Origin of the sequence: Roseofilum halophilum BLCC-M91, assembly GCF_030068445.1 — a bacterium.
GTDB lineage: Bacteria > Cyanobacteriota > Cyanobacteriia > Cyanobacteriales > Desertifilaceae > Roseofilum > Roseofilum halophilum.
Genome location: NZ_JAQPOK010000002.1, coordinates 1 through 25,762, shown reverse-complemented (window position 1 = coordinate 25,762; position 25,762 = coordinate 1). Strand labels below are relative to the sequence as shown.

General features: G+C 50.0%; 13 protein-coding genes, 2 tRNA genes and 2 pseudogenes. 4 read left to right on the top strand and 13 right to left on the bottom strand.

From position 1 onward, the window contains the following. Positions 1 to 292 precede the first annotated feature (292 nt). Entirely contained in the window at positions 293 to 3,730 is a 3,438-nt protein-coding gene (locus PJF56_RS00430; RefSeq protein WP_283760650.1) for a helicase-related protein, read from the bottom strand. Positions 3,731 to 3,764: 34 nt separating this feature from the next. Here PJF56_RS00430 and PJF56_RS00425 point away from each other — a divergent pair, with 34 nt between their 5' ends. Further along, positions 3,765 to 4,937 (top strand): beta-ketoacyl-ACP synthase, encoded by a 1,173-nt coding sequence (locus PJF56_RS00425; RefSeq protein WP_283760649.1) that lies wholly within the window; start codon positions 3,765 to 3,767, stop codon positions 4,935 to 4,937. On the opposite strand, the gene PJF56_RS00420 is transcribed toward PJF56_RS00425, so the two are convergent. Next, positions 4,927 to 6,009 (bottom strand): Gfo/Idh/MocA family protein, encoded by a 1,083-nt coding sequence (locus tag PJF56_RS00420; protein WP_283760648.1) that lies wholly within the window; start codon positions 6,007 to 6,009, stop codon positions 4,927 to 4,929. The two genes, PJF56_RS00425 and PJF56_RS00420, sit on opposite strands and share 11 nt — an antisense overlap. A 164-nt stretch (positions 6,010 to 6,173) precedes the next feature. Beyond that, positions 6,174 to 6,428 (bottom strand): annotated as a pseudogene (locus tag PJF56_RS00415) (Mo-dependent nitrogenase C-terminal domain-containing protein); the annotation flags it as partial. A gap of 677 nt (positions 6,429 to 7,105) precedes the next feature. On the opposite strand from PJF56_RS00415, the gene PJF56_RS00410 reads away from it, so the two are divergent. Both PJF56_RS00410 and hypD read left to right on the top strand, forming a co-directional pair. After that, positions 7,106 to 9,412 (top strand): putative PEP-binding protein, encoded by a 2,307-nt coding sequence (locus PJF56_RS00410; protein ID WP_283760646.1) that lies wholly within the window; start codon positions 7,106 to 7,108, stop codon positions 9,410 to 9,412. Positions 9,413 to 9,473: 61 nt separating this feature from the next. After that, positions 9,474 to 10,616: a hydrogenase formation protein HypD gene (gene hypD, locus PJF56_RS00405; RefSeq protein WP_347179394.1), complete on the top strand. Its 1,143-nt coding sequence runs from the start codon at positions 9,474 to 9,476 to the stop codon at positions 10,614 to 10,616. Here the strand turns inward: hypD and PJF56_RS00400 are convergent. The 8 genes and pseudogenes from PJF56_RS00400 to PJF56_RS00370 all read right to left on the bottom strand — a co-directional run bounded on the left by PJF56_RS00400 (position 10,576) and on the right by PJF56_RS00370 (position 15,866). Then, a complete protein-coding gene (locus PJF56_RS00400) occupies positions 10,576 to 11,757 on the bottom strand; it encodes an LptF/LptG family permease (RefSeq protein WP_283760644.1) in 1,182 nt (393 codons plus the stop codon). The two genes, hypD and PJF56_RS00400, sit on opposite strands and share 41 nt — an antisense overlap. A 29-nt stretch (positions 11,758 to 11,786) precedes the next feature. Beyond that, positions 11,787 to 12,515: an LPS export ABC transporter ATP-binding protein gene (gene lptB / locus PJF56_RS00395; RefSeq protein ID WP_283760643.1), complete on the bottom strand. Its 729-nt coding sequence runs from the start codon at positions 12,513 to 12,515 to the stop codon at positions 11,787 to 11,789. Positions 12,516 to 12,532: 17 nt separating this feature from the next. Next, positions 12,533 to 12,997 (bottom strand): LptA/OstA family protein, encoded by a 465-nt coding sequence (locus PJF56_RS00390; RefSeq protein WP_283760642.1) that lies wholly within the window; start codon positions 12,995 to 12,997, stop codon positions 12,533 to 12,535. An 85-nt stretch (positions 12,998 to 13,082) separates the two neighbouring features. Continuing rightward, positions 13,083 to 13,283, bottom strand: a pseudogene (locus PJF56_RS21945) (zinc ribbon domain-containing protein); the annotation flags it as partial. A gap of 53 nt (positions 13,284 to 13,336) precedes the next feature. Then, positions 13,337 to 13,408 (bottom strand) — tRNA-Thr (locus tag PJF56_RS00385). A gap of 50 nt (positions 13,409 to 13,458) precedes the next feature. Further along, positions 13,459 to 13,540: transfer RNA gene (locus PJF56_RS00380), tRNA-Tyr, on the bottom strand. 79 nt (positions 13,541 to 13,619) lie between these two features. Beyond that, on the bottom strand, positions 13,620 to 14,801 hold the full coding sequence (locus PJF56_RS00375) for a hemolysin family protein (RefSeq protein ID WP_283760641.1): 1,182 nt from the start codon (positions 14,799 to 14,801) through the stop codon (positions 13,620 to 13,622). Between the two features lie 84 nt (positions 14,802 to 14,885). After that, positions 14,886 to 15,866 carry a FecCD family ABC transporter permease gene (locus tag PJF56_RS00370; RefSeq protein WP_283760640.1) on the bottom strand — a complete coding sequence of 327 codons (981 nt, stop codon included), beginning with the start codon at positions 15,864 to 15,866 and terminating at the stop codon, positions 14,886 to 14,888. Between the two features lie 68 nt (positions 15,867 to 15,934). Between PJF56_RS00370 and nth the strand changes: the two genes are divergently transcribed. Then, on the top strand, positions 15,935 to 16,594 hold the full coding sequence (gene nth / locus PJF56_RS00365; RefSeq protein ID WP_283760639.1) for an endonuclease III: 660 nt from the start codon (positions 15,935 to 15,937) through the stop codon (positions 16,592 to 16,594). A gap of 35 nt (positions 16,595 to 16,629) precedes the next feature. Here the strand turns inward: nth and PJF56_RS00360 are convergent, their stop codons facing one another. Together PJF56_RS00360 and PJF56_RS00355 are read right to left on the bottom strand one after the other, a co-directional pair. Next, positions 16,630 to 24,777, bottom strand: a complete 8,148-nt coding sequence (locus PJF56_RS00360) for a calcium-binding protein (protein ID WP_283760638.1) — start codon at positions 24,775 to 24,777, stop codon at positions 16,630 to 16,632. A 307-nt stretch (positions 24,778 to 25,084) separates the two neighbouring features. After that, complete coding sequence (locus PJF56_RS00355; RefSeq protein ID WP_283760637.1) at positions 25,085 to 25,411, bottom strand: NfeD family protein; 327 nt, start codon at positions 25,409 to 25,411, stop codon at positions 25,085 to 25,087. Between the last annotated feature and the right edge of the window lie 351 nt (positions 25,412 to 25,762).

Here is a 25,762-nt window from a genome sequence, read left to right as displayed (position 1 = left end):
TCGCTAACGCACCCTACTGCCGTGACACAGCTAAAATAGTGCATTAGCGTAGGGTGGGTTAGGCGGCTAAAACCTAGACTCTGACAGCAATCTATCAATCCGCCGTAACCCACCATTTTAGGGTTGTCACGGCACTACTGCTCCTATATCGGCTTAAGATTATGATATAGCAAACCTAAATGAGTTATGTAACAATTGCCCTCATCCCCCTACCCCCTTCTCCCACAGGAGAAGGGGGAAAGTCCCTCTCCTGTGGGAGAGGGATTTAGGGAGAGGGCATCCCCCCATCCCCCTATTCTCCCTCAAATAAACCCATGGAACAAATCACCCTCGCGCCTTCAAATTCACCGTCTGTGGTGACGACACATAAAGCATTATGCTCCATCAGATGGGTGACTTTTTGGGCTAAATTTTCATCGGCAATTCCTGCTCGTAATTCCCGATTGAGAGAGGCGATCGCGTCTTGTTTGAGAGGATAGTGATAGATCATCTCGATCGCCTGATTTAAATGATCCCATTCCTGACCTTGGGCTAAAATCGGTGTGCTTTCCTTAACATACTGGCAATAGGCCATTAGGCGATCGTAGGTTTTCTTCCTCGCCCCCCTGGAACTGCCTAGAGTCCCGGCAACTCCTTTGGTTTGCTCGCTAATTTGCATCGAAGCTTTTTGAACTAAGTCATAATGTTGGGGATGAGGCTCTAGGGCAGGAGTGTCGATAGAACACCGAGCCATGCGTAAAATCCGCATTTGGGACTGGGTGACGCTATTTCCCTCGGCATCCACCCAGGCGAGGGCATCGGTTCCTTCAGCCGTCCGTAGATAGAGCAAAACCCCTTCCGGATCTAAGGCGGTGGGTTGATGGTGGCGGGTGGAGAGGACGACATCAGGTAAGTCTTGAATAATCCGTTTTAAGCCTGGATTGGCATCAATGGCGGTTTGCCAAATTTGTAGTGCTTCTGAGGTTAAATCGACTTCGCCAGAGTCTTCATCTTCATCTAAAATATTGGCTTTTTCGTGATAGAGATTTAACAAGACTTCTCGCTGTTCCTCATCTTCAAAAAAGGCTTCGTCGGTTCCCACCACTTCCTGATTTTCTTGGAGGCGATCGCGCAAACGCCCCCGCAGATTAATTAACTGTTCCACTCCTTCAGCAGGCAAAAAAGAATAACATAAAATTTCATCGGCTTCTTGACCAATGCGATCGACTCTTCCCACGCGCTGAATTAAGCGAATAATTGCCCAAGGTAAATCATAATTGACCACAATTCGGGCATCTTGTAAGTTTTGCCCTTCACTCAAAACATCGGTAGCGATTAATATTCTTAATTCTTGCTCTGGCGAGACGGTTTTCTGATTACTTTTAGGACTAAATCGGTGGGCTAGGGTAGTCGGATCGGTTTGAGAATTGCCGGTGACTAAACCGATGTGAGTGATGCCTCTGGCTCCTAGAGCTTCAGAGAGATATTGAGCGGTATCGGCAAATTGGGTGAAGATGAGGACTTTCTCTTGGGAATGTTGGGCGCTGACGAGTTGAATGAGCGATCGCAATTTTCTGTCTTCATTAGCATCCCAACATCCGGCAATCTCCAAAATTTCCGTCAATGCTTGGGCATCTTGGCGTAAATCTGCCGCCAGTTCGGGGGTAAAGAACCGGGGATGAATCCACTTAAAGCGGTTCGGATAGCGATCGCGGTATAGATCGTAAATGCTGGCGGCTCGTGCTTCCCATTCGGCTGTGTTGCATTCAGTCGGATCATCGACGATATCCCCAGTGTCCCCCGTTTCCCAATCCTGACTGAGCAAACTATCACTATCCTCATCGCTGGTTCCATCGAGTAAGGCGGCATCTTGAGTGCCGATGGGAATGGGCAAATTCTGGGCGATCGCATATAAATAAACTGAGTTGCGTAAAATATGACGCTCAATCGACTGAAGAAAAGCCGCGCCACTACTTTCGAGACGCTTAAATAAATTGGTGCGGCAAAACCCCATTAACCGTTGCCCCGCATGGGAAAGATTGGCCAGGATTTGCCGTTCTGCTTCCGTGGGCTGCAAATGCTCAAATTCCGCGGCCAAACTCATTTGACCGGGTGATGTTTTCCCTGTCGTTTTTTTACTCTTCGGAGGCATAATCACATAATGACCTAAACCATATCGAGGCAGATGCAAGCGATTCATGATATCCACCACGCGATCGCTATACAGCCGAGCATAGGGATCGATAGCTGCATCCGTGCTAAAGGTTACCGTCCGAGGACGACGCAGAGGAAAATAGAAGCGATCGCCATTAGCAAACTCTAAATAATACCCCCGTTCATCCCGTTTAGCATAAGTGTTTTTAATAAATCCCCTGGTTCGTCGCAACATATAGCGATTCATCAACTGTTGCCAATCTTCCGGTTGCTGGCTCTGTTCAAAAGCCATCAGCGATCGCACTGGAGTAGCCGGGTGTCGCCGCACAAATTGCACGTCTCCCCCAATCTCCCGAATATAAGCTTCTGGCTTAATGCCTAAATCCGCTTCCGGGCGCAAAAATAGACGCAACTGAGCCGATAAATCTAAATAGCCCTTGTTATAGGGTGTTGCCGTCAGCAGAATACACCGGCTGCCACTTTGCTCCACATACTCCTTAATCGCTTGATAGCGTTTGCCCTCCCGGTTGCGGAGGTTATGGCTCTCATCAATCATCACCAACCGAAATCTTGCGGGCACTGTCGGTAAGATTTTTTCCACCTGGCTAACGGGAACCACTTTTCCCCGTAAGCCATAGCGATCGATATACTCTTGCCACATCAATTCCAGATTCTTGGGACAAATCACCAACGTACTCGTACCATATTCCTGTTCGCACACATGGGCGATCGCCGTTCCCACCAGAGTTTTGCCCAAACCCACCACATCCCCAATCATCACCCCATGGCGCTTATCCAGATGCTGCATCGCCACCCGCACCGCCTGTTCCTGAAATTCCAATAAGCCGAAATTTTTGGGCGCTTGATAGCGACTCAAACCATCCCGCGCTTCCTGGGATAAGTGATAGGCCATCTTCAGGTAAATATAAAAAGGCGATCGCTGTTTTCCCGCCCAACTTTCATCGATCGCCTCAATCAGATCTTGGGAAATATCCAGGGAAAACTTATCTTCCCAGCGATCGCTAAACCACTCTTCTAGCTTCTGGGTATCATCTCGATCCGTGACTTCCACATTGAGTTCCCCCTGACCACTGAGGCCAGAAAAGGTTAAGTTACTACTACCCACATAGGCAATCCGGGGAGTAAAGCGATCGCCGCGATAAACAAGATAGAGTTTGGCATGGAGCAGATAGCGCAGAAATAATTTAACCTCCAGTTTGCCCGCTTCTAACTGGCTCTGCAATCGCTTCAGACTGGCTTGATCCTGGGCTGTGGGCACGCCATAGGTCAACTGTTCCCGAAACTCTTGGGCCATGAGTTTTTGGAGCTGATTGGCCTGCTGGATGTCCATTCTCGGCTCCCTCTTACCAATCCTCCGAGAGCTTTTGAGGTGGTCTTTGGGTAGTTTTTGCATTCCCACCAATAAGCGACAATTGTGACCTGCACTAGGGCTGAATTGCTCCACTTCTGCTTCTAATTCTCGCCAACCTCTGAGGTTAAAATAGCCGACACAAAAATCAGCCCGATACGCTTGTTGCAAACCTTGCTTGAGTTCGGGCAGTAAGGGAAAATCACAATTATCATAAATACCAGACATAAGGTTAAGTGGCGATAGAGCAGCTTTTGATATTATGACAGTGGTTGTTGTTACTGGATTGGGTTTAGTGTCTGCCTTGGGATCGCGCGATCGCACTTGGCGCAAGCTGCTCAACCAGGAATCGGCGATCGCCATGGCACAACCGTTTCCAGACTTAGAGCCTCGTCCTCTAGCTTTAATTGGCGATAATGCTGGGCATCCCTGGCGCGATCGCCCGGCAGATTTGCGGGATTTGACTCGTCAGTTAGTTTTGGAGACTTTAGAAGATGCGGGTATGGCTCCTCCCTTACCCAATTTGGGGCTTGCGATCGGATCGAGTCGCAGCGCTCAAGGGAGTTGGGAAACCATTGCTCATCAGTTTTTGACTGGCGATCGAGAATTGCCCGATTTATCCCATTGCCTGGACTATTTGCCCGATTTACCGGCAAGAATAGCCGCCCAACTCACGGGTACTCAAGGGATTGTTCAGGCTCCCATGAATGCTTGCAATACGGGCATGTGGGCGATCGCCCAAGGTTATGAACTGATTCGCTGCGGTAGGGTGCAACAGGTGTTAGCGGGAGCCATTGAAGCGCCAATTACGCCCTTAACTCTAGCGGGATTTACGCAAATGGGAGCTTTAGCGAAAACCGGATGTTATCCCTTTGACCGCCATCGCGAAGGATTGGTTTTAGGGGAAGGGGGCGCGTTCCTCTTCTTAGAGTCCCTCGAATCTGCCCAGCAGCGCCAAGCCTCGATTTATGGTCAAATTCTGGGAGCTGCCTTTACCAATGATGCCTATCATGTGAGCGCCCCCAAACCCGATCGCACCAGTGCGGCGATCGCGATTAAAACCTGTTTGGAAAGAGCAGGCTTAACTCCAAGGGCGATCGACTACATCCATGCCCACGGAACCAGCACCCCCTTAAATGATGCTGCTGAAAGTCAACTCATCGAGCATCTATTTCCCCCAACTGTTCCAGTGAGTTCCACCAAAGGCGCAACCGGCCATACCTTGGGCGCTTCTGGAGCCTTGGGAATTGCCTTTTCCCTTATGGCGATGAAGCATGAAATCTTACTCCCCTGTGTCGGATTAAGAGAGCCAGAGTTTAATCTTAACTTGGTTCGCTCCACCCGATCTCAGTGTATCCAACATAGTCTTTGTCTAAGTTTTGCCTTTGGCGGCAATAATGGGGCGATCGCCCTAGTCAACTCCCCTAAACAATGACAATGGAAGAGTGGTGATTATGGGAAGATTGAGAGTCTAAACCCTGCCAAGATTGACCCTCTAGAGCCATATGCTCAATCGAACTGGCTAACCGCAAGGCTCTCAAGGCTTGCTCACCCCCTACGGAAGGTTGGTCTCCACCCCGTACACAGGTGACAAAATGCTCCAACTCAGCATGAAGGGGTTCTATGTTACTGGTATAGACTTTTTCAATTAATCCATCCTGACGATACAGCACCTGACCATACTCGGTGCGATAGTTGGCGGTGGTTTGGCGATGGATCAAAATTTCATTATTGAGAAAATCCGCTTCGGTGAGGGAATTCTTGCAATGGGCAGCAATGCGGCGAATTTTGCAATGGGTGACTTTACTGGCGGTGAGGGTGGCGATAATGCCATTCTCAAAGCCTAGAGTTGCAGTGACATAATCTAAATACCCAGAATCCGAGGCTCGATTTCCACTGGCGGTTAGCTTTTTCACAGGAGCGGCGGCCAACTCTAGGAGTAAATCAATATCATGAATCATTAAGTCCAAAACCACGGACACATCATTGGCGCGGTTAGAGTAGGGACTCATGCGATGGGCTTCTAGGGCGAGGATTTCCTCAGTTTTCAGGACTTTGCTCAGTTCTTGAAAGGCGGGGTTAAAGCGTTCAATATGGCCAACTTGGAGAATACAGTTACATTCGGCTGCTAGGTTGACTAAATTTTCGGCTTCTTCGATACTGGCAGCGATCGGTTTTTCGATCAGGACATGCACTCCGGCTTGTAGGCAGGCAGTGCCGACTTCATGGTGGAGACGGGTGGGAACGGCAATACAGACGGCATCGATATGGGGGAGAAGATCGTGATAGTTCTCGAAGAAGCGAATGCGATATTTGCCAGCCGTATCTAGTCCTCGTTCGATGTCCACATCAGAGATGCCTATCAGGTGTACGTCTTTGAGTAAACTTAAAACGCGGGTGTGATGCTGGCCCATATGACCCACACCAATGACTCCAATGCGAATGGGTTGGAGTGGATTATGGGGTTCTTTAATCTCTTCTTTCACATCCTCATTTACCCGTGACATGGTATGTTGCACTCCTGTCTACTCCTCCACCGGCTGCGATCGCCCTATTTTTAGCTCGATCAAACCACCAAGATAGTAACATAGCTCCTGAAATCTGAAGAGGAGTTACAGACAACTTATCTGTACTCTTCTTCAGATTGGAGTTTTCCTTGATGATGGACTATTCAGATATAAGCTCCGATATCTTCACCACAGTCGTCGGCGAGAAAGGAGAGACAACGGAAGCGTAGACTCATGAGTTCATCGTATAGGGGATTGAGTTTGCACAGGGGGGGAATACGGACAATAGTGTGCCCAAAAAGCTTGATTTCCCGTGAAAAGGGGCATTGAGCGGGGATGAGTTTGACAATTAATCTAGCGACTTCTGGGCGATCGATCTCTAGGGTGTTGAACCATTGGCGAATGGGATAGAGGATATCCCAGTGTATGGGAGAATTGAAGGTGATGTGACTAATTTTGATTAACATAAATCCTCACTCCTTGAGGCGAGATAGATCAATTTTTGGGGTTAAAAAGGGGGTCACTTACCCCTTTTTTTGGTAATACAACCGAAACATCCAGTTAGGTCTAGGGTTGTCGATGGATTCAAGGGGTTGATAGTTCCTTCCGGATCGAGACCCAACTAAAGGGATAAATGGGAACTATTGATGAGTTTAACTGGAGGTTAATAGCATCGAGGGTTGATGTAGACGATTCTTGGGTTGTCCCCTCGATCGCTTGTTTGTTGCTGATGTTGCTCCCATAAAACACTGCCTCTCTAAGCTTTAATCTCAAATGGAGGGAGGAGAACGATAATGTTACAATTATTTAATCTTTGCAATATTGGCTCATGTTTTGTAATTTTTCTTTGATGACAATTCAGACCGGGGACGATGGGGAAAAAGTGATGAGAATTGAGGATTTTGGTATTGCTTTAGATTTAAAAAAACAGGGGATCAAGGCAATAGCTTAAAGTTAGATAGAGTTTGTTTGGTATTCCCCCATTCCCCCATTCCCCCAGGCTGTATCGGTGTCATTCCATGGGAATCAGAAGCGCGAACAGACCCATGACACCGATTACAATAGATTCAAAAGATATCCTCTAAAGCCTCTACCCATGAATCCGATTTACTGGCTCACTGAGATTCAAGATCAACACCGCTCTTCCGTGGGCGATCGGGCTTGGGATTTAAGCCAACTGCTGCAACAAGGCTATCCCATATTACCGGGGCTGGCGATCTCCAACGAGATCAGACAACATTTTTTACATTCTTTGCATGGATCGGATCTGCTGTTGACTCAAGAAGTCGGCTTAAAGGTTTCCCCCTCTGCTGACAAAACCTTAAGCGATCGCAGCCATGAAGAACGGGATATGCAGTTACGCCAAATTACTCAAGGAATTCGGGAGCAAATTCTCAACTGCTCCCTAAATGAGCAATGGTATAACAAGGTGCTAGAGGCGATCGCCACCTGGGAAGGGGATTTTGTTCTCTGTCGTCCTTCCCTGAGCTTACCGAAACAGCTTACTGCCCAGAGTCATAGCTCCTTGTCTCGGTTGTGGAGAGCTTGGGGAACGACTAAAACCCCTGAAGCCCTAGCCCAGACGATTAAACAAATATGGGCCGAAACGTTCCGCAATAAATACTTGCTCTACTGGCAATATCAAGGTATAGCCTTAAATCAGATTAGGATGGGCATCTTAATTCAACCCCTACAGAATGAACCCATCAGTGGAGTCATTGAAACCCAAGGTGAAACGATTCGGATTGAATCCACCTGGGGCTTAGGCTATCTCTTCAGTGAACCCCAAGTGACCTCTGATTGCTATCAGATTCACCTTCACCCTTACCAACTCAAAGAGCAACATCTGGGAAACAAGCGCCTTGCCTATCAACTCTCTGGAGAACCGTCCAATCTGGGCCTGGATACTCCACTGTTGAACAATAGTAACTCCCTCCTATGTGCCTATACGGTGGATTCCTCCTGGGTCGATCGGCCCTGCTTAGAGGAAGCACAAATCCAATGTTTAGGCGATCGCGCCCTTTCCCTCAAAAACCAGTGGTACGATGAATTTCGCCTAGAGTGGATAGGCTATCCTGACTTGAATTGGTGGATTACAGATATTGTTCCCTTAAATCAGAACCGCCCGACTTCACTGCTTCACCAGGGTACAGGAGCTGCGCCAGGGATCGCTGTGGCTCCAGTTTTGGTGTTAACTGACTCCCTTGAATCCATGACCGTAACTCCAGGGAAAATTATCGTTAAACAGGCGATCGCCCCCCAAGAAACCTGGGTCTTAAATGGGGCAGCCGGTTTAATTACGGAGGAAGGCGGAATCAGCAGCCATGGAGCCATTGTAGCCAGGGAATTAGGTATTCCTGCCTTAGTGGGAGTCTCCCAGGCAACTCACTACTTATTCACCGGAGATCTGATCCACATTAACGGTGAAACAGGAGAAATTAGTGGAGCAGTGCATCAGGCTTCATCTCAAGAGCCAATTGAAGTTAACAAGAAAATGGAACGGCTGAGGGCAACAGAAGCAGAGAAAAATGCTTCGCTCCCACCGGCTCCCCTACATGCAACAAAGCTCTGGATTAATCTCTCTCAACCCCATTCTCGAATCAACCCTTCAGACTTAGAGGTGGATGGGGTGGGATTATTGCGCTCTGAATTATGGGCTGCCAGCTTATTTCCGGGGATTCAATGGTGGAGAGATGTGGATCGGTTTGTGTCTGAATGGTTTAAGCATCTACACAAGTTAGCCCAGGGGTTTTATCCCCGTCCCATTTATTATCGTTCCTTTGATTCCTTTTATCCTTCCTCCCTACGGGGAACCCTAGCCTGTGAGCTGAATGACCAGAGATCGACTCTATTGGATTGGGAATTAACTGTGTTGGAAAAAGTCCATCGCCAGGGTTATCAGAATCTGCATTTAATGTTGCCTTTTGTGCGAACAGTGGAGGAAGTGGTAGCCATTCGCAAGCGGGTGGATCGACGGCAGTTATCCCAGATGGAACTGTGGATTATGGTGGAGGTTCCTGGGGTATTATGGCAGATTTCTGATTATGTACGGGTGGGGATTGATGGCTTGAGTTTGGGAACCAATGATTTAATTCCCCTGTTGTTTGGTCTGGAGCGTCAGCAGTGGGAGGAAAATCAACAGGGTCTAAATGCTCTCCATCCAGTGGTGTTAAGGGCTTTGGAGGAGTGTATTATGCAAGCGCGAGCTGGGGGGATTGAGTGTAGTGTTTGTGGTCAAGCGGTGGTTAACCATCCGCAGTTAATTCACTATTTGGTGCGCTGGGGAATTACCTCAATTTCAGTGGAGATGCCTGCGGTGGATCGGGTGCGAAGGGCGATCGCCCGTGGGGAGCAGCAGTTGATTTTAGAAGCAGCCCAGAGTCAATTAAAAATTAAAAATTAAAAATTAAAAATTAGTTGCAGTTTTCCCTTTTAATGGTGGGGAAGACTGGGGAACCATGGTTATGAAATTTGTGGATGAATATCGGGATGCTCAATTGGCGCAAAGGATGGCAAAGGCGATCGCCGAAATCACCACCCAACCTTGGACGATTATGGAGATCTGTGGCGGTCAAACCCACTCGATTATTAAATATGGTATCGATCAACTGTTGCCTGAAGAGGTTACCCTGATTCACGGGCCCGGATGTCCCGTTTGTGTGACTCCGGTGACGCTGATCGATCGGGCGATCGCGATCGCCTCCCATCCCCAAGTCATACTCTGTTCCTTTGGCGACATGCTACGAGTTCCCGGAACGGACAAAGACCTACTGAGCATCAAAGCCAAAGGTGCAGATATACGCATCGTTTATTCCCCCCTAGACTGTCTCAAAATTGCCCAAGCCAATCCCGAATCCGAAGTCGTCTTTTTTGGCGTGGGTTTTGAAACCACCGCCCCCGCCACCGCCCTGGCCGTGTATCAAGCCAAACAACAACAAATTCGCAATTTTTCCCTCCTCGCCTCCCATGTGCGCGTTCCGCCAGCCATGGAAGCTATTCTCTCCTCTCCCCAATGTCGGGTACAGGGATTTCTCGCAGCCGGTCATGTTTGCACAGTGATGGGATATACCGAATATGAACCGTTGGTGGACAAATACCAAATTCCCATTGTTGTTACTGGGTTTGAACCCGTGGATATTCTTCAGGGGTTATATCACTGTATTGAACAGTTGGAGAACAAAACAGAAGCGGTTACTCTCGATAATCAATATAGCCGTTCCGTCCGTCGGGAAGGTAATCTAGGGGCCCAAAATCTCATGCATCAAGTCTTTGAGGTCGTCTCTCGTACCTGGCGCGGAATTGGGGAAATTCCCGATAGTGGGTTAGGTCTAAGGGCGGACTATGTACATTGGGATGCCGAAAAGCGCTTTGCCGACTGGATCGATCCCAATCCCCCCGTACTGACCACCGAATGTATCAGTGGTGAAATCATGCAAGGGGTGAAGAAACCCCATGATTGCCCCGCATTTGGCACGCGCTGCACCCCAGAACATCCCCTCGGTGCGCCCATGGTTTCCTCAGAAGGCGCTTGTGCTGCTTACTATCGCTATCGAGGGATTGAATCGATTAACGGACGACTCGCCAGAGGAGTAAGAGTCCGACACTGAAGGCGGATACGGTGGGTAACCATCCGGCCATGACTGGGGGAAGTGCGCCGCTTAAGCCGAGGGCATCGCCGACGGACATGAGGAGATAGTAGGTAAAGATAATTAAAACGCTGATGCCAAAGCCGGTGGCTCGTCCGGCGGTGCGTTGGGGGCGAGTACCGAGGGCGGCTCCCATGAGACCAAAGGCGATACAGGCGAAGGGAATGGCGAAGCGCTGATGAATGCGGATTTGCAGTTTGCGAATTTGTTTTTCATCGCCACTCATTTTGATAATTTCTAGGTAGTTGAGGGATTCGGCGATGTTCATTTCTTCGTATTTCGTGCCAATGGAGGCCAGATCGAGGGGAGCGCGGGGGAGTTTGAGTTGTTGGCGATCGAATTTGACGATATTTTTGAAGGAGCCGGATTGATCGACGACGTAGATTGTGCCGTTAAAGAAGTCCCAGGTGCTTTCTTCGGCGTTCCAGGAGGCGGCTTCGGAGATGATGATTTGTTTAAATTGGGATTGGGATCGGTCGAGGATGGTGAGGCCTTTCATTTCTTTGCCGTCGAAAAATTCGGCATAGAAGAGCCGGGTTAAGACGCGCACTCTTTTCCCGTCCGCAAGTTCTTTGCGCTGATATTCGGGATAAAAGATGTTCATTGTCTGTTGGAGGGGCGTTTCTTGTTTGAGCGCTCGCTCTAGGGTGAGGGTGGCTTCTCGTTTGGCGGCGGGAACGACGAGTTCGTTGAAGGTGAAGGTGATGCCGGTGAGACAGATGCTAAAGATTAGGGTGGGAACCAGGAGGCGGTAGAGGCTTACGCCACAACTGCGGAGGGCGATCAGTTCGCTGTCACTGGAGAGCCGACTGTAGGCGATGATGCATCCGAGCAGGAGGGCGGTGGGGATGGCGAAGGAGATGAAGTAGGGCAGTTGGAGGAAGAAGACTTTGAGGGCGATCGCCACGGGCAAGCCAGCTTCACTGACTTTGCGAACCAGATCGAATACTGTGCCGATCGCCACACCGACGGAAGTGAAGGCTCCGAGTCCAAAGAGAAACGGGGAAACCAATTCATGGATCAGATAGCGATCCATGACGGAGATGGGGGAAAATTTGGGTCGTTGGGGTTTATAGTCTTCCTGGGATAGGCTAGAAGTCATAGGGGCGGTTGCAGTTAAAGGGTTGTGGCTCACCGTTGGAAATTATCGCCTAAATAATATTGTCGCACTCTGGGATCTTCATAGAGTTCTTCGGCATTGCCAGAGGCGAGGATTTCGCCATCGCGCATAATATAGGCTCGGTCGGTAATGGCGAGGGTTTCGCGGACGTTATGATCGGTGATCACGATTCCCAGATGGCGATCGCGCAGGTTAGCGACTAGGGTTTGAATTTCGGAGACGGCGATCGGATCGACTCCGGCAAAGGGTTCATCTAAAAACAGGAATTTGGGCCCGTCTTTACCTGCCGCCAGTACCCTGGCTAACTCCGTGCGTCGGCGCTCTCCTCCGGACACTTGAATGCCTTTGGTTTGGGCAACGGTAGAGAGTCGAAATTCTTCTAAGAGCTTTTCCGTGCGCCAATGCCATTCCCGGCGCGGCACTTGGGTTTGTTCCAAAACCAGGAGAATATTTTGGCGCACGGTGAGATAGCGAAATACACTGGGTTCTTGGGGCAGATAGCCAATACCGAGTTTCGCCCGTTGGGAAATCGAGAGAGCAGTAATATCGCGATCGCCCAGCCAAATTCTACCTTGACTGGGTTTTTCTAGCCCTGTTCCCATATAAAAGGTGGTGGTTTTTCCGGCTCCATTGGGGCCGAGTAATCCCACGACTTCTCCTTGTGCCACAGAGAGATAGACGCGATTAACCACCATTCGTTGTCCATAGGATTTATGAACGTTATCCAATACCAACTTCATTACTCATGACTCCTTGCTTATAAATCAGGAGTGGGGGGGAGGGGATCGGGATTCCCCGCGTTATCGGTGGATTCAGGCACAATATAAATGGCTTCCACTTGTTGCCCTTGGCTCTGGGGAAGGGCAACAAACCGACCTTCGTCTATCAGATAGGTCACGGTTTCTCCTCGGAGGCTGTTGCCTTCTTGGAGGACGTAGACATTACCACTGAGGACGATCCGCCGTTCGCGGCTAAAATATTGGGCTTGGGCGGCTGTGGCTTGGATATCACGGGCAGGATAGAGGACTTGCACATTTCCCCTAGCGGTGAGGACACCGGTTCTGGCGTTGGCTTCTTGGATGTCTGCTCGCAGGGTGATGGCTCGATTTTGGTTATTTTGGGAATAGGCAGCCGGTAGACGACCGATACCTAGAGTAATGGGAATCATGAGGGCTAATGTGCCCACTACATGACTCCAATGGGGCGATCGCAGTATTCTCATAAGTGCTAAGTCCTCGCGGTTGGGTTGGTCTCTCTTTTTCTTTATCTAGGATACTTGGACAACTCCCCTGTCTAAAGAAGTAAGAATGGACTCGTTCAGATATTGTTTTCTTACCACAATTTACAATGCAATTCGGACAAATCTGACTTGTCCCCTTCGCGTCTACCTTGGCAAAATACACGCCGCGTTGACCACAAACATGACTCAAAATTGTCAGAGACGAACCCCAATCTGCATCCAGACAAGCTTTTCTGAAAGCTGAACGTCCAAGTGCTTTGAGATTCAAGGAATTAAAGCACCCTTGGGTTAAAGTTTAGGGTCGCGATTATCATATCAAGAAGCCCGTGACGAGGATTGAACTCGTGACCTCACCCTTACCAAGGGTGTGCTCTACCACTGAGCTACACGGGCAGTTCATTAACTAAATCCTGATTCTGACTTTCTGTCAGAAGAGGCGGTGATGGGCCGAGCTGGATTTGAACCAGCGTAGGCATTGCCAGCGGATTTACAGTCCGCCCCCATTAACCACTCGGGCATCGACCCTTTCGCTCACCGACTTCCTAATTTAGCATAAGGTTTCGTCAAAACACAACCCCCTGGGAATTTTTTTTTGAAATGGGATTTATCGATCGCGGGAAGAGTCACGAGATGGCGATCGCCCCCTTCCGGGTAAACCGGGAATCCATCGGCGATCCTTAGCTGGTTTCGCCGTGCGTCCGGGACGGAGGGGACGATGGGGAAAATCACTTTCATCATAAATTTCACCCACCAACTCTTCTAGGACATCTTCCAGGGTAACCAGTCCCACAGTTCCGCCATACTCATCCACCACGATCGCCAAATGAATCCGACTTTGGAGCATTTCCTTCAACAGATCGCTCACCTCTTTCACCTCTGGCACATAGACTGGCGAATCCATTGCCATGGTTACCGGGGTAGAATTGCGCTCCCCTGGGGGAACATTTTTCAGGGTTTGCAGGGCGCGTTTGAGGTGAACCACCCCCAAAATTTGATCTTTCGACTCCTCCTGAACGGGAATGCGAGAAAATCCGGTTTCTAAACAAAGATTCACCAACTCTTGCAACGTCGCTTCATGGGAAATCGTCCGCATATCAATCCGGGGTTTAACCACATCTTTAGCCGTCAACTCATCGAGCATCAGTGCCTTATTGAGCAACTCATGCTTATAGAAATCCAGTTTGCCCTTACCGCCCAAAATTTCAATCATCAGTTGCAAATCTTGCAGAGACGCATCATCCTGGGTGGCATTGCCCTGGAAAAACCGAATCGCACTTTGGGCGATCCATTCGAGAAAATCGATAATCCCGATCACCGATAATGCGCGAGATAGCCAATAGATCGGCCGCACCACCGCCTTAAAAAAGGCCAACACATTATTTATCGCCAGGGACTTTGGCGTGATTTCGCCAAAAATCAACACCAGAAAGGTAATCACCGCCGTTGCCACCCCTAACCCCGCATTACCCAACCAGAGGGCAAATAGGTTACTGGTGAGGACAGCCGAAAAATTATTAATCAGGTTATTACCCACGAGGAGAGTCGTAATAAACCTTGTCCGTTGTTCTAGAACCAGGCGAAAAAGGCCTTGGGGGTCTCCCTGTTCCTTAATCAGGGCGCGAAGTTTGAAGTTATCGAGGGCAGTAATAGCCGTTTCTGAGCCAGAGAAGCAAGCGGAGAGGACTAACATGACGATTAAAACCGTCGCATCTAGCCAGATGGAGCCAAGCAAAGGGCCGCCTTCAGCCGTTGCCAGCAAATGGGAAGTAAGAGGGTGGGGAGTCACCAGAATATTGGATGAGAAAGCAATACTTAATTATGGATGATTCATCATGTCATTCAAGTGGGATTTCGGCAAAGTTTTCCACCCTTACATCGATCGCCGATAGAGTAACCAGACAAACAGGGGAGAACCCAGCATAGCAGTGACTGCACCCACGGGTAACTCTACCGCACCTAGCCGGGAGAGTAAATCAGCAAAGGTTAACACCCAAGCGCCTCCGAGGGCAGAGAGGGGGATAATCCAACGGTAATCATTACCGCCGATGAGCAAGCGAATACCATGGGGGACAATGAGACCCACAAAACCGATTAATCCGGCAATACTGACCGCTCCAGCCGCCAATAGTGTGGCAGTAGACCCAATCAACAGACGCGATCGCCCCAAGGATACTCCCAATCCTACTGCTAAATCATCGCCTAAATTCAGCACATTAAGCGATCGGGCCAAGAGAATAGCGCCTATCAACGCCAAAATCACATAGGGAGCCGCCACCCGCACCTCCGACCATCCCCGACCATTTAAGCTCCCCACCAGCCAATTGAGCGCCTGCTGAATGCGGCTATCTGCCGATAATAATAGCAACGTGGTCTGCACTGCTCCAAATAGGGAAGAGACCGCCACACCGCCCAAAATCAACCGCTCTACGGAGATACCCTTAGCACTGCGAGACAAGCCATAAACCAGGGTGGTGGTTAAAACCGCACCTAACCAAGCCCCCAAGGGTATCCAACTTTGGGCAATTCCCAACGTCACCATGGCCACGGAGACTAAACCCGCACCGGCAGAAATACCGAGTAAAAAGGGAGTGGCTAAGGGATTGCGTAACATCCCTTGCAATAGAGCGCCAGAGGTTCCCAAAGCCGATCCCACGCAGATAGCAGCCACGACTCTGGGCAGTCGCAACTGCCAAATAATGGTTTGATTGACGGGATCTCCCTGATGCCAGAGTGCCTGCCAGAGTTCGGTTTGAGTCAGGGGAACTGCACCAAAGGAGAGGGAGAGGGCTAAGGTTAAGCCTAAGCTGATGGCGATCAGCAGGAGAATGGAGAGGGTACGAGGGGGGGTCATGGCGATCGAGAGTACATCCAGAATCAGTAATATAGCAGTTAAGATCAATTGACGTTATTAAACTAGCGATGAACATCACCCGCCAATGGTCAGGCAAACAGCAAAGAGCCAGAGAAATCCTGATCCGGCTGAAGCGTTTGTATCCCGATGCCACCTGCACCTTAACCTATGAAACGCCCGTACAGTTGCTGGTGGCGACCATTTTATCCGCCCAATGTACCGATGAGCGAGTGAATAAAGTCACGCCAGAATTATTCCGACGCTATCCGGATGCCTCCAGGTTGGCGGATGCACCATTGGAGGAATTGGAGGCTTTGGTGCGATCGACCGGATTCTATCGCCATAAAGCTAAAAATATCAAAGGCGCTTGTCAAATGATTGTCCAAGATTTTGGCGGCAACGTGCCTCAAAGAATGGAGGAACTGCTCAAACTGCCAGGGGTTGCTCGCAAAACTGCTAATGTTGTCCTGGCCCACGGTTTCGGCATCAATATGGGCGTAACTGTTGATACTCATGTCAAGCGTTTAAGCGATCGCCTTGGCTTAACCGAACACCAAGACCCCATTCGGGTCGAGCGAGACCTGATGCGCCTTCTGCCCCAACCCGATTGGGAAAACTGGTCAATCCGCCTCATTTACCATGGTCGAGCCGTTTGTCAGGCCAAAAAACCCGATTGCGGCAATTGTCAGTTAGCCGATTTATGCGAGTTTAATCAAGCCAGAGTTTGAAGATTTCTCACCCTTTCTGGCGACTTGGAACTGTTCTAAGGAGTCAGAACTTCTGAACCTCCCAGCAGGGGGTCACTTCCTGCCAAGGGATCGGTTTCACCCATGAGCGGATCGCTATTGAGAGTAGGTATAGCACCCTTTAACTCAGAAGCACTTTCAACTTCCAGAGTCTCTAGGGTGGGAAGATCGATCGCCGTGAAGGCATCAGACCCAATGCTCTCAGCTTCCACACCCCAGACAGAAGCCAACAGTTCTTCCGTATCTTGAATGCGGATGTGGGTTTGAATCTCTTTTTCACGGGTGCTTTGATCGATGAATAGCTTCTCAAAGCTCAACCCACCCGTGAGACCAAACAAGTCTTTACCCACATTAAATTGGCTGATCTCATCTGCCCCAGTATCTTCAGCTAAAACAAATAGATCTCGGCCTTTACCCCCCACGAGCAGGTCTCGGCCTAGGCCTCCAAATAGGGTATTGTCTCCTGTCGTGCCATCGAGGGTGTCGCGTCCCTGTCCTCCAGAGAGCAGATCGTTGCCCTTTCCTCCGACGAGGGAATCATTGCCATCATTGCCCCAGAGGACATCATCTCCAACTTGGGCCAAGAGAATATCGCTATGTTCTCCACCCATGAGGGAGTCCTGACCATCTCCCCCTTCTAGGACATCACTGCCACTTTCACCGAGGAGCAAGTCATTATCAAGTCCGCCATCGAGGGTGTCATTGCCTTCTCCTCCAGAGAGATAGTCATCTCCAACTTGAGCTAAGAGAATATCGGCATGATCGCCACCCCAGAGGAAGTCGTTGCCATCTCCCCCTTCCAGGCGATCGCCCGCTTCGCGACCATACAGCAAGTCATCTCCCTCTCCTCCGAGCAGGATATCGGTGCTATCTCCCCCATCGAGGGTATCATTGCCGAGATTACCATCCAGGCGATCGGCGTGGTTCCCGCCCTTGAGCAGGTCATCACCCGACCCACCATCGAGAGAGTCCTTACCATCGCGCCCCAAGAGGATATCGTTACCAGAGCCACCATCGGCCCAGTCATGGCCCGAACCGGCATCTAGGGTATCGTTACCGACTCCACCAGAGAGGGTATCGTCACCGACTTTAGCCAAGAGGATATCATGGCCAACCCATCCGTCTAACCGGTCGTCGCCCGAACCCCCATCTAGGGTATCGTGTCCCGAACCGCCAGAGAGGGTATCGCGATCGGCCTGACCGAGTAGGAGATCGTCGCCAGCACTGCCGCTTAAGGCATCTCGGCCCGAACCCCCATCGAGAGTATCCCTGCCCGAACCTCCTTCTAGGGTGTCTTTGCCACTTTGACCCAACAACAGGTCATTGCTGGCTCCTCCATCTAGGAAGTCGCGATCGCCCCCCCCATCGAGAGTATCTTCACCCATACCGCCAGAGAGGGTATCTTTCCCACTGCGACCGTAGAGTTCATCTGCACCCGCATTACCCTCTAGGAAATCATGACCGGAACCGCCATCGAGTTCATCTTGACCTGCACCGCCATCCAGGGTATCGTCACCGGACTCACCCAGCAGTTTGTCATTGCCTGCGCCCCCTTCGAGGGAGTCATCGTTAGACCCACCATCGATGAAATCATCACCCGCATCGCCTAAGACCGTATCGCGCTTATCGCCACTCCAGATAAAGTCATTGCCAGCCCCGGCATCAACGAAGTCTTTACCGTCTTGACCATAGACTTGATCGTTTCCATCTCCAGCGTTGATGCGATCGTGGCCCGAACCCGCTTCAATATAGTCATTACCGAACCCAGCGATAACTGTATCGTGACCTTCATGGCCGTAAAGTTGGTCGTTACCATCTCCAGCATCGATCCAGTCATTGTCCGAGTTGCCTTCGATGTAGTCATTACCCACACCTCCGGTTAAACTGTCATTACCCGATCGCCCGTAGAGTTGGTCGTTGCCCACTCCTCCATCAAACGAATCATCACCGGAACCGCCGTCGAGATAGTCATTACCTTGGTTGCCTACCAAGGTATCATCGCCAGACTCACCGTAGATTTGGTCGTGACCTTCGCCACTTTCAATCCAGTCGCTACCGGAACCCGCATCCAGCACATCCACCCCTTCCCGACCCATGAGGGTATCATTGCCTTTGCTTCCCCAGAGAAAATCATTACCTTCACCGCCATCAAGATAGTCATTTCCCTTGCGACCCCAGAGTTGGTCAACCCCTTCGCCACCGAGCAGAGAGTCATCACCCAAACCACCATCCAGGGCATCATTACCCCCTTGTCCCAGGAGCGTATCATCATCTTCACCGCCAGAGAGTTGGTCGCTATCATTCCCGCCATCGAGGAAGTCGTTGCCTTTCTGACCGAGCAGTTGATCCATACCGTCTCCCCCCAAGAGAGAGTCGTTATCGACTCCTCCATCGAGGAAGTCATTACCCGCGCCACCTTGGAGGGTATCATCACCTTTTTGACCCAGCAGTTGGTCTACACCATCTCGACCGAGCAGCAAGTCGTTATCTGCACCACCATCGAGGAAGTCATTGCCTGCTCCCGCGTCCAGGGTGTCGTTGCCTTTTTGACCGAGCAGTTGATCCATGCCGTTGCCTGCCAGCAGGGAGTCATCACCCGAACCACCGTCCAGGAAGTCGTTGCCTTCTCCGGCATCGAGGGTGTCATGGCCGTCTTGACCGAAGAGTTGGTCAACCCCATCTCCTCCGATCAGGGAGTCTTCCCCAGAACCCCCATCGAGTTGGTCATTGCCTGCACCAGCTTCTAGGGTATCGTTGCCTAACTCGCCGCGCAGTTCATCGTTGCCTTTACCGCCGTTTAAGCTATCTTCTCCAGAACCGCCAGCCAGATAGTCGGAACCCGTTTGTCCCAGCAGGGTGTCTGCGTCATCTCCTCCCCAGAGGGAATCATTGTCTGCACCGCCATCGATGAAGTCTTGGCCGATGCGACCCTGGATCTGGTCGCTGCCTTCGTTACCGAGGAGGGAGTCATCACCGGAGCCGCCGTCTAGGTTATCGTTTCCTGCACCACCGGTAAGGGTATCGGCATCCCCTTCACCCCAGAGGTTATCGTTGCCGTCGCCACCATCGAGGATGTCTTCTCCAGAACCGCCTTGGAGCAGGTCATCGCCTTGTTCGCCTTCCAGGGTGTCGGCTTCTGTACCGCCATAGAGGGAGTCGTTGTCTTTACCGCCTTGGAGCAGGTCTTTTCCGGCTTGACCATAGAGTTTGTCGTTGCCGGTGTTTCCGGTGAGGGAGTCGTCGCCAGAACCGCCATCTAGGAGGTCGTCGCCAGCGTTGCCTGCGAGGGTGTCGTTATCTTCGTTGCCGTAGATTTTATCGTTGTCGGCTCCGCCAGCGAGTTGGTCTTCTCCAGAACCCCCTTCGAGGGTGTCTTCTCCTTCTTGTCCTTGGAGGGTATCGTTGTCGTTGTTACCTTGGATTAAGTCTTTTCCTGTACCGCCTTCGATCCAGTCGTTGCCGGTATCGCCTGCGAGTTGGTCTTCTCCACTGCCGCCGAAGATTTGGTCGTCTCCGGAGCCGCCGGTGGCGGTATCATTTCCACTTTGACCGAAGAGGAGGTCGGCATCGGCTCCTCCAGAGAGGGAGTCATGGTCTTCGCCACCGTCGAGGGTATCTTCTCCGGCTTGTCCAATGAGGATGTCGCGGTCTTGATGGCCGAAGAGTTGGTCGTTGCCTGCACCGCCGTCGAGGATGTCTCTACCGGTGCGTCCTTGCAGGAGGTCGTCCCCTTCTCCACCGTCGAGGATGTCTTTATCGCGTCCTCCTTCTAGGGTATCGTTACCATCGCGACCATAGAGGATGTCGTCTTGGTCGTTGCCTTCCAGGTAGTCGTCACCCGTACCGCCATCGAGGGTATCTTTACCGAGTTGACCGAGCAGCTCGTCGCCCCCTTCTCCCCCAGAGAGATAGTCTTCATCCTCTCCCCCTTCCAGGAGATCGTCACCACTGTGACCAAAAAGTTGATCCTTGCCGTCGCCGCCGAAGAGGTCGTCATTGCCAGCTTCACCGTCCAGGAAGTCGTTGCCGTCTTGTCCATGGAGGGAGTCGTTTTCGCTGCCTCCCAGCAGGGAGTCACGGCCATTTCCCCCTTCGAGTAGGTCGTCTCCGGCTTCTCCTTCCAGGGTATCCGCTTGATCTCCCCCAGCTAGGGTATCGTTATCATCACCACCTTGCAGAGAGTCACGACCCTGTTCGCCATAGAGTTCGTCGTCTCCCTCTTCTCCCAGCAGGATGTCGTTACCGTCATCCCCTTCGAGGGTATCGTGGTCATCGCCTCCCAGGAGGGTGTCGGCATCGTCGCCACCCGCGAGGTAGTCGTCTCCAGTGCCACCGAGGAGGGAGTCTTCGCCGTCATCTCCGTGGAGGGTATCGTTGTCACTGTCACCGTGGAGGGTGTCTTGGTGCTTGCCACCGGAGATCCAGTCATTTCCGACACCGCCATGGAGGGAGTCGCGGCCGGTTTCGCCATAGATGGTGTCATCGCCATATCCGGCATCCCCGACGACGGTATCATCATTCGCACCGGCGTAAATCAGGTCATCTGCATCGCCACCTCGGATATAGTCTTTTCCTTGATCGCCATAAACGGTGTCTTTTCCTTGGTTGCCGTAGATGCTGTCATCACCGCTACCCCCGGAAATCAGGTCTTTACCGAAGTCGCCATAGAGTTGGTCGTCGTCACCTGCACCGTTGAGCGTGTCATTGCCGCGATCGCCAGTAATGATATTGGCGCTATCATCTCCAGTAATCTCGTCATCATGGCGAGAACCCGCCACATTCTCAATATCGCGGATAGTATCCCGGTCTCCCCAACCATCGGTAGCGTCCCCATTTTCCAGGCTGACGGCAGTGCCTTTAGGGTCGCGACGGTAGCTGATGGTATCATCTCCCTCTGCACCATAGAAGCGATCGTTGCCTGCATTACCGATGAGCAGGTCATTGTCTTCTAAAGCCCAGATGCGGTTATCCTTGCTATTGCCGATGAGAACATCTTGGAACGGCGTACCGATAATGTCTTCCATTCCTTTGAGTTCGTCCGTATTGCCAAACCCATCTTTAGCAGTTCCAGAACTAATTTCAAAGTGACGTTCCAGGTCAACATAGTATTCTGGGGGATTATCAGCATTAACAAACTCACTCTGGCGTTGGAAGATATCATTGCGATAGCTGCGACTTTCATCGATATTCACAATGACACCCTCTGGAGAGTTATGGTAGTTGATGGTATCGACACCGCTACCGCCATCCATCAGGTCATCGCCCCATTCTCCGGTCAGGAAGTCATCCCCGGAACCGCCAAACATCTCATCATTGCCACTGTTGCCATTGAGGATATCATTTCCGGCTTGACCGAGAAGAACATCTGCACCGGAACCCCCTCGCAGGGTGTCTTCCCCTTCTCCCGCATCAATATAGTCATTGTTTGCGTTACCGAGAAGGGAGTCATGTCCCGTGCGTCCGTAGATCTCGTCTTCTCCCTCTCCACCCTCTACGGTGTCGTGACCTTCTCCCGCATCAATGTAGTCATGGCCCTGGTCTCCATGGAGACTATCATGACCGGAGTTGCCATACATGACATCATCTTCCGAACCACCGCTCATGAAGTCATTACCGCTATTCCCTTCTAGGTAGTCATCTTGGCTACCGCCGTACATCCGGTCATCCCCAGACTGTCCGTAGAGTTCGTCATATCCTTCATTTCCTTCCATGACATCATCGGAGTCTCCCCCATCCAGGAAGTCATGGCCGCTATTGCCTTGCATGAAGTCACTGCCGGAACGACCATAGAGGATGTCATTCTCGCCACCGCCATAGAGTTCATCCGCGCCATCGCCACCATCGAGGAAGTCATCTCCGCTATGCCCGTGGAGAACATCGTTGTGACCTTCGCCGTAGAGCTTGTCATTGCCGATATCTCCTTTGAGGAGGTCATTGTTATTGCCACCGTAGAGAAGATCGTTCCCTTCTTGACCCTCTAGGATATCGTTGCCATCGTCTCCGAAAAGCTTGTCGCTTTCCGTACCGCCTAGAAGTGTGTCGTTGTCATTTCCGCCTCTGAGGATATCTTGACCCCCATGACCTTCTAGAAGGTCATTGCCTTCGTCGCCAAGGAGGGAGTCATTACCGAGTTCACCAAAAAGTTGGTCGTCGTGTTCATTTCCCCGGAGTGTATCGTTGTTTTCGCCTCCCCAAATGCGATCGTTTTCCGAACCGCCTTGGATGAAGTCTTGACCCTGGTCTCCATAGATCTCATCAGCACCACTTCCGCCAGAGATCCAGTCATCATCATCTTCACCATGGATCTTGTCGTTACCATCGTTGCCTTCTAACGAGTCTTTACCGGGGCCTCCATAAAGTACATCGTTTCCATCAGAAGCGCCGAGATAGTCGTCACCGTCTTCTCCATACAAATGGTCTGTACCACCTTGGCCTAAGAGAAAGTCTTCTCCATCGCCACCATAAAGAGTGTCTTCTCCGTCACCGCCATAGAGATCATCAGCACCATCTTCACCGCGAAGATCGTCATTACCGTTGTCCCCTTTTAATGTATCGTCACCTGAGCCTCCATACAGCTCATCATTATCATCTCCACCCTCAAGAGAATCATTACCCCCTTGACCCCACAGTTTATCCTCGCCTCCTTGACCATAGAAGATATCGGCATACTCTCCACCAGACATTTGGTCACCCATTGAGGTTCCACTGATAATTTCGACATTACCAACGGTATCCACCATGCCAAAACCATCGTCGATTTTGTAAACATCCGAGCCAGCATATTCTGTGGCTTGAACAACAATTCCAGCAGGGCTGGTAGAATAGTCAGCAGAGTCTATTCCTGTATCACCATCGAGAAGATCGTAGCCCGAACCCCCAATTAATGTGTCATTTGTATCTATACCCTGAAGGACATCATTGCGTCCGTTGCCCTTCAAAATACCGCTACCTTCAATCCAATCATCGTCATTAGTACCTGTTGGCATTGATGCTCGAAGTGGTTGATCGGGAAAATAAAAGCCTTGTGGATGTAAATCGTAAAAAGTTTTCTTAAAATAAGAGTTTACTTCCGGTTTACTGAAGTAGTTTTCAATATCATGGTCTCCAACATGTCCTAATCCTCCCACCATACTCAAGATTTTATATACCTTATCCCAAACATAAGGATCGGACTCAAATTGAAGCCTTGTAATCGGGTCTTTTCCATTGATTATATTATTATTAATAACTCCATCCGTCTTGTACTTATCTATACCTCCTGCATACAAGTAACTCGTTGGTGAACCTAGTGACAAAACACTAATTCGATCGGAATTAATGCTTGGAGCGCCCATGTCAATTAATCCATCTTCCAAGAAAAAGTTTCCTTGAGAATGCCCTAGTAAAATCAAAGAGTTGTTGTTATTTGATTTGAGAAAATCTTGAGCATCTTGTGTCCAGTTATTAATATCTTCAAACTTGCTTTCTCCATACCAATATTGTTCAAGGGCCTCCTTCAAGTCATCTGGTGCTGCTTCTACTAAAGCATCAATTACACTAGAAATTTCACCAAACCATGGGATATAACCAGCAATATCTTTTAAGAACAGAAAAGCTTTTGCAGTAAAGTCATCATCTTTGACAAGATCTTGTGGATTAGAGAGTTTTGTAAAGCTTTCAGCTAATTCAAGACCGGATTTTAATGCGCCAAATATATCAACAAACTCGTTTAGATCATCTATCTCTTTGGCTAACTTTTCAATTTCTTTAGGATCGCCATCACCTTTTTTTATTAGGTCGTCAAGTTTCTTTTTGAGCTTCTTGTGCTTGTTGGCTTGTTCTAAGATGCCAGAAAAAGAGAACTTATCTAGTGCATAATTGAACAAAAATTTACCGATAAAAATCCCCAAGTCACTCCAGTTGTTACCTGTACTGTCAGTGGTGTTTCGATATTGCTTGTCAAGGGATAAAGATCCATAAATATCGGAAACTTCAAATAGATCTTTGTATTGATCTGGATTGACAAGATTTCCTGAGAAATTCCATAACTCATTAAAGCCCCTAAGATTGCCTTTAAAAGCATCTTCCGTAGTGCGAATTCCATTGATATAGAGAACTCTACTCTTACCTCCATCTTCAATCAAGTGCTTGTAAACTTTATCAAAGTCAAATTTCATAGTACCCATGATTCAGACCTCCAAAATTAAACTTAAGAACGAAATAATGACAAAAAAAGACAAAGCGACTCTATCGACACCCCCATAGGTGTGCCGTATTCTTCCAATGGTCAACTCAAAGCTAGGCGCAACACTCTGCACCTCACCTCAAGGCAATTGACCAATCATTGGCAACAACAAAGTTGATGCCATCGAAAATCTTGGCTTTACCCAGTCTGGGTAAGCGAAAAATCTCAAACGACGCTAAACTTCGTAAAATTCTCCGTGTCACCGCGTCTCCGTGTCCTCCCCACTCAAAGAAAGACAATCATTCCCTTCAAAGTAGGGGGGATCTTAAGCGAGAGACTACAGGTGTGACCCATAAGGTGATATTCTGTCGTTGAATGATCCTCACCTCCTGACCGGCGAGCAAGGTTGTCTCCTCCGTGCAGGTGGCCGGCCACCATGACCCTCGGTAATACACTCGTCCCCGTCCATAGGGAGGAATGGGTTGGTGAACGACTCCTTCTCCTTCGAGAGAAACCACGGGGTCAGAGGTTGTCCAGGGTAAGGGAGGTGTGGCAACTTTAGGCGATGGTGCAAACCAACCGCGAACCTGTTGCCACAGGTTGACCCTAGGAGGGGATGTTATGTGCAGATTCATAGAGTTGTCTCCAATGTGAACTCACTCTTCTGTCACTGGTCACTTTTGTGTGACACTGCTATTCTTACTGAAGTTCTCCCGACTTGTCAAGGGGTTTCCCTGTAAATTTACAGAAAGTGTTACAAATCTTAGCTGGAGGTAGAGCCGAGAAGGTCATTTCTGAGGGGGTGTAGTGGCTAATTCCTGTCGATTTTACGGTGCGTTACGCTTTCGCTAACGCACCCTACTGCCGTGACACAGCTAAAATAGTGCATTAGCGTAGGGTGGGTTAGGCGGCTAAAACCTAGACTCTGACAGCAATCTATCAATCCGCCGTAACCCACCATTTTAGGGTTGTCACGGCACTACTGC

Bases quoted from the DNA above. Each gene is read 5' to 3' on its own strand.
- PJF56_RS00430 (WP_283760650.1), bottom strand. From the start codon at position 3,730: ATGTCTGGTATTTATGATAATTGTGATTTTCCCTTACTGCCCGAACTC.
- PJF56_RS00425 (WP_283760649.1), top strand. From the start codon at position 3,765: ATGACAGTGGTTGTTGTTACTGGATTGGGTTTAGTGTCTGCCTTGGGA.
- PJF56_RS00420 (WP_283760648.1), bottom strand. From the start codon at position 6,009: ATGTCACGGGTAAATGAGGATGTGAAAGAAGAGATTAAAGAACCCCAT.
- PJF56_RS00410 (WP_283760646.1), top strand. From the start codon at position 7,106: ATGAATCCGATTTACTGGCTCACTGAGATTCAAGATCAACACCGCTCT.
- hypD (WP_347179394.1), top strand. From the start codon at position 9,474: ATGAAATTTGTGGATGAATATCGGGATGCTCAATTGGCGCAAAGGATG.
- PJF56_RS00400 (WP_283760644.1), bottom strand. From the start codon at position 11,757: ATGACTTCTAGCCTATCCCAGGAAGACTATAAACCCCAACGACCCAAA.
- lptB (WP_283760643.1), bottom strand. From the start codon at position 12,515: ATGAAGTTGGTATTGGATAACGTTCATAAATCCTATGGACAACGAATG.
- PJF56_RS00390 (WP_283760642.1), bottom strand. From the start codon at position 12,997: ATGAGAATACTGCGATCGCCCCATTGGAGTCATGTAGTGGGCACATTA.
- PJF56_RS00370 (WP_283760640.1), bottom strand. From the start codon at position 15,866: ATGACCCCCCCTCGTACCCTCTCCATTCTCCTGCTGATCGCCATCAGC.
- nth (WP_283760639.1), top strand. From the start codon at position 15,935: ATGAACATCACCCGCCAATGGTCAGGCAAACAGCAAAGAGCCAGAGAA.
- PJF56_RS00360 (WP_283760638.1), bottom strand. From the start codon at position 24,777: ATGGGTACTATGAAATTTGACTTTGATAAAGTTTACAAGCACTTGATT.
- PJF56_RS00355 (WP_283760637.1), bottom strand. From the start codon at position 25,411: ATGAATCTGCACATAACATCCCCTCCTAGGGTCAACCTGTGGCAACAG.